Source organism: Thermomonas sp., assembly GCF_025993755.1.
In the GTDB taxonomy this organism is placed as follows: Bacteria; Pseudomonadota; Gammaproteobacteria; order Xanthomonadales; family Xanthomonadaceae; genus Thermomonas.
Genome location: NZ_JAMQHN010000137.1, coordinates 1 through 2845, shown reverse-complemented (window position 1 = coordinate 2845; position 2845 = coordinate 1). Strand labels below are relative to the sequence as shown.

At 67.6% G+C, this 2845-nt stretch carries 2 protein-coding genes; both read right to left on the bottom strand.

All coding sequences use genetic code 11. From position 1 onward, the window contains the following. The coding region (locus Q0X16_RS10115) for an efflux RND transporter permease subunit (protein WP_297833734.1) at positions 1-1240 on the bottom strand (1240 nt) is incomplete at its 3' end. 1 nt (position 1241) lies between these two features. Beyond that, on the bottom strand, positions 1242-2771 hold the full coding sequence (locus Q0X16_RS10110) for an efflux RND transporter periplasmic adaptor subunit (RefSeq protein ID WP_190281000.1): 1530 nt from the start codon (positions 2769-2771) through the stop codon (positions 1242-1244). Positions 2772-2845 lie beyond the last annotated feature (74 nt).

The window sequence follows — 2845 nt, the reverse complement described above, 5'->3', positions numbered from 1 at the left end:
GCTTGTGCGCGTTCTCGATCATCACGATCGCCGCGTCGACCATCACGCCGATCGAGATCGCGATGCCGCCCAGGCTCATGATGTTGGAGTTCATGCCCAGCACACGCATCGCGATCACCGCGATCAGCACGCCGACCGGCAGCATGACGATCGCCACCAGCGCGCTGCGCGCATGGAACAGGAACACCAGGCACACCAGCGCGACGATCAGGCTCTCCTCGAGCAGGGTCGTGCGCAGGGTCTTGATCGCACGCACGATGAGGTCGGAGCGGTCGTAGACCGCCTGCACGCTGACGCCCTCCGGCAGTCCACTCGCAAGCTGGGCGATCTTGTCCTTCACCCCGTCGATCACGGCTAGGGCATTCTCGCCGAATCGCGCAATCACGATCCCGCCCACCACGTCACCTTTGCCGTCCAGATCGGCGATCCCGCGGCGCTCATCGGGCACAAGCTCGACCCGGGCAACATCGCCGATCAGCACCGGTGCGCCGCCTTCGGCGCGCAGCACCAGGTTCTCGATGTCCTCGATGCCGCGCAGGTAGCCACGGCCCCGCACCATGTACTCCGTCTCGGCCATTTCGATCACACGGCCGCCAACGTCGCGGTTGCTTGCAGCGATCACCTCGGACACCCGCGAAATCGGGATGTCGAACGCGCGCAGCCGCACCGGATCGACTGTGATCGAGTACTGGCGCACGAAGCCACCGACGCTGGCGACCTCGGCCACCCCGGGCGCGGTGGTCAGCTGGTAGCGCAGATACCAGTCCTGCATCGCGCGCAGTTCGTCCAGCGAGTGGCGGTCACTCTTGAGGACGTACTGATAGACCCAACCCACGCCGGTGGCGTCAGGGCCCAGTGCGGGTGCCACGCCGGGCGGCAGGTTCTTCGACGCGACGTTGAGGTTTTCGAGCACGCGTGAGCGCGCCCAGTAGAGATCGGTGCCCTCCTCGAAGATGACGTAGATGAAGGAGGCGCCGAAGAACGAGAAGCCGCGGACGACTCGCGATTTCGGAACTGCAAGCAGGGCGCTGGTCAGCGGATAGGTGACCTGATCCTCGACCACCTGGGGCGCCTGCCCTGGGTACTCGGTGAACACGATCACCTGTACGTCCGAGAGGTCCGGCTGGGCGTCCAGCGGCGTGTTCGTCAGCGCGTAGATGCCCCCGGCGACGATCGCCAGCGCCATCACCAGCACCAGGAAGACGTTGCGTACCGACCATTCAATGAGACGGCCAAGCATGTCAGTGCCCCTCGTGCCCGGTGGGGGAAGTAGGTGCGGCGTGGTCGCTCATCATCCCGTGGCTGCCATGGCCGTCTTGACCGGCAGGTGCGTCAAGGGCGCTGGCGGGAGCCGGCGCATCCGCAGGCGCCGCAGGCATGGCATGGCCGGCATGTGGGTCAGCCGCCTCCTCGCTGTGCCCGGCGTGCGGATCCGCTGCCTCGGCACCATGGCCGGCGTGCGGGTCGGCGGAGCCATCGCCTGACTGTTCGCGCTGCGGATCTTCACTGGTGCCGGAGGGCGACCCGTGTCCTGCGTGACCCTCAAGCCCCTTGAGTGCCGACTGCAGGTTGCTCTCGGCGTCGATCAGGAAGTTGGCGGACACCACGACCTGTTCGCCTTCAGACAACCCGTCGAGGATCTCGATGCGCTCGCCGCCGCGACGACCCAGGGTCACGTCGCGCGGTACAAAACGGCCCGCGCCGGTCTCAACCAGCACCATCTGGCGCGTGCCGCTGTCCAGCACGGCCGAACGCGGAACGGTGAGCACCGGGCCGGTTCCCGGCGCTTCGAGCAGCACCGTCCCGTAGAGCCCGGGCCGCAGGTCGCCGTTGGGATTGGGCAATGCGATGCGCACGTCCACGGTGCGCGTCATTGCATCGATGACGGGCTGCACGAAGGTGACCTTGCCCTTGGCCACTTGGCCTGGCAGGGCTACGGTTTCAAAGCGGGCGGGCTGGCCGATTGCTATGCCCGCGGCCTGCGCCGCCGGCACCTTGGCGACCACCCACACCATCGACAGGTCGGCCAGGCGCAGGATGGTCTCGCCCGCCTCGAACCGGGCGCCCTGGACCACCGGTTTTTCGATCACCACCGCATTTGCCGGCGCGGTGAGGATCAGGGCCTTCTTGTCCATCTGCGCATTGCTGATTTCCCAGTTGCGCAGGCGGGTACGGGCGGCATCGCGTAGGCGGGTCATCGATGCCGCGCTGGCGGGATCGGATCCGGCCAGCCTGCGGGCGGTCTCGTCAGCGAGCCTGTATTCCTGCTGCGCCGCAGCCAACTGCGGGCTGTAGACGGATAGCAGCGGCTGCCCGGCGCGGACCCGCATGCCGGTCTGGTTCGCGTACAGCCGCTCCACCCAGCCTTCGAAGCGCGGGGCAATGACGTACTGTCGGGTCTCGTCGACCTCGACCGTGCCGCTGGTGCGCACGGTGGCGGACAGTGCCCCGCGCGTAACCGCTTCCGTGCGCACGCCCAGCGCCTGCACCTTGTCCGGCGGCAGCACCACCGTGCCCGGCGCCGCCGGCGGCGCGTCGTCGGCATAGACCGGAACGTAGTCCATGCCCATCGAATCCTTCTTCGGCACCGGCGAGGTGTCGGGGAGCCCCATGGGATTTCGGTAATAAAGCACCTTGCGCTCCGCGGCAGGCGCCTCGGCGGATGTAGCTGCGGTCGGCGAATCGTTGGTCGCGCGGCCGGCCATCCAGCCTGTGGTGAGGGCGGCGAGTGCGACGCCGATGGCGAGCGACAGGGTCTGGACACGGGTCATCGGATATCTCCTTCGATGGCGCGCACGGCGGCGGCGCCCAACAGTTCGTCACGCAATGCATCGACCCGTGCGAG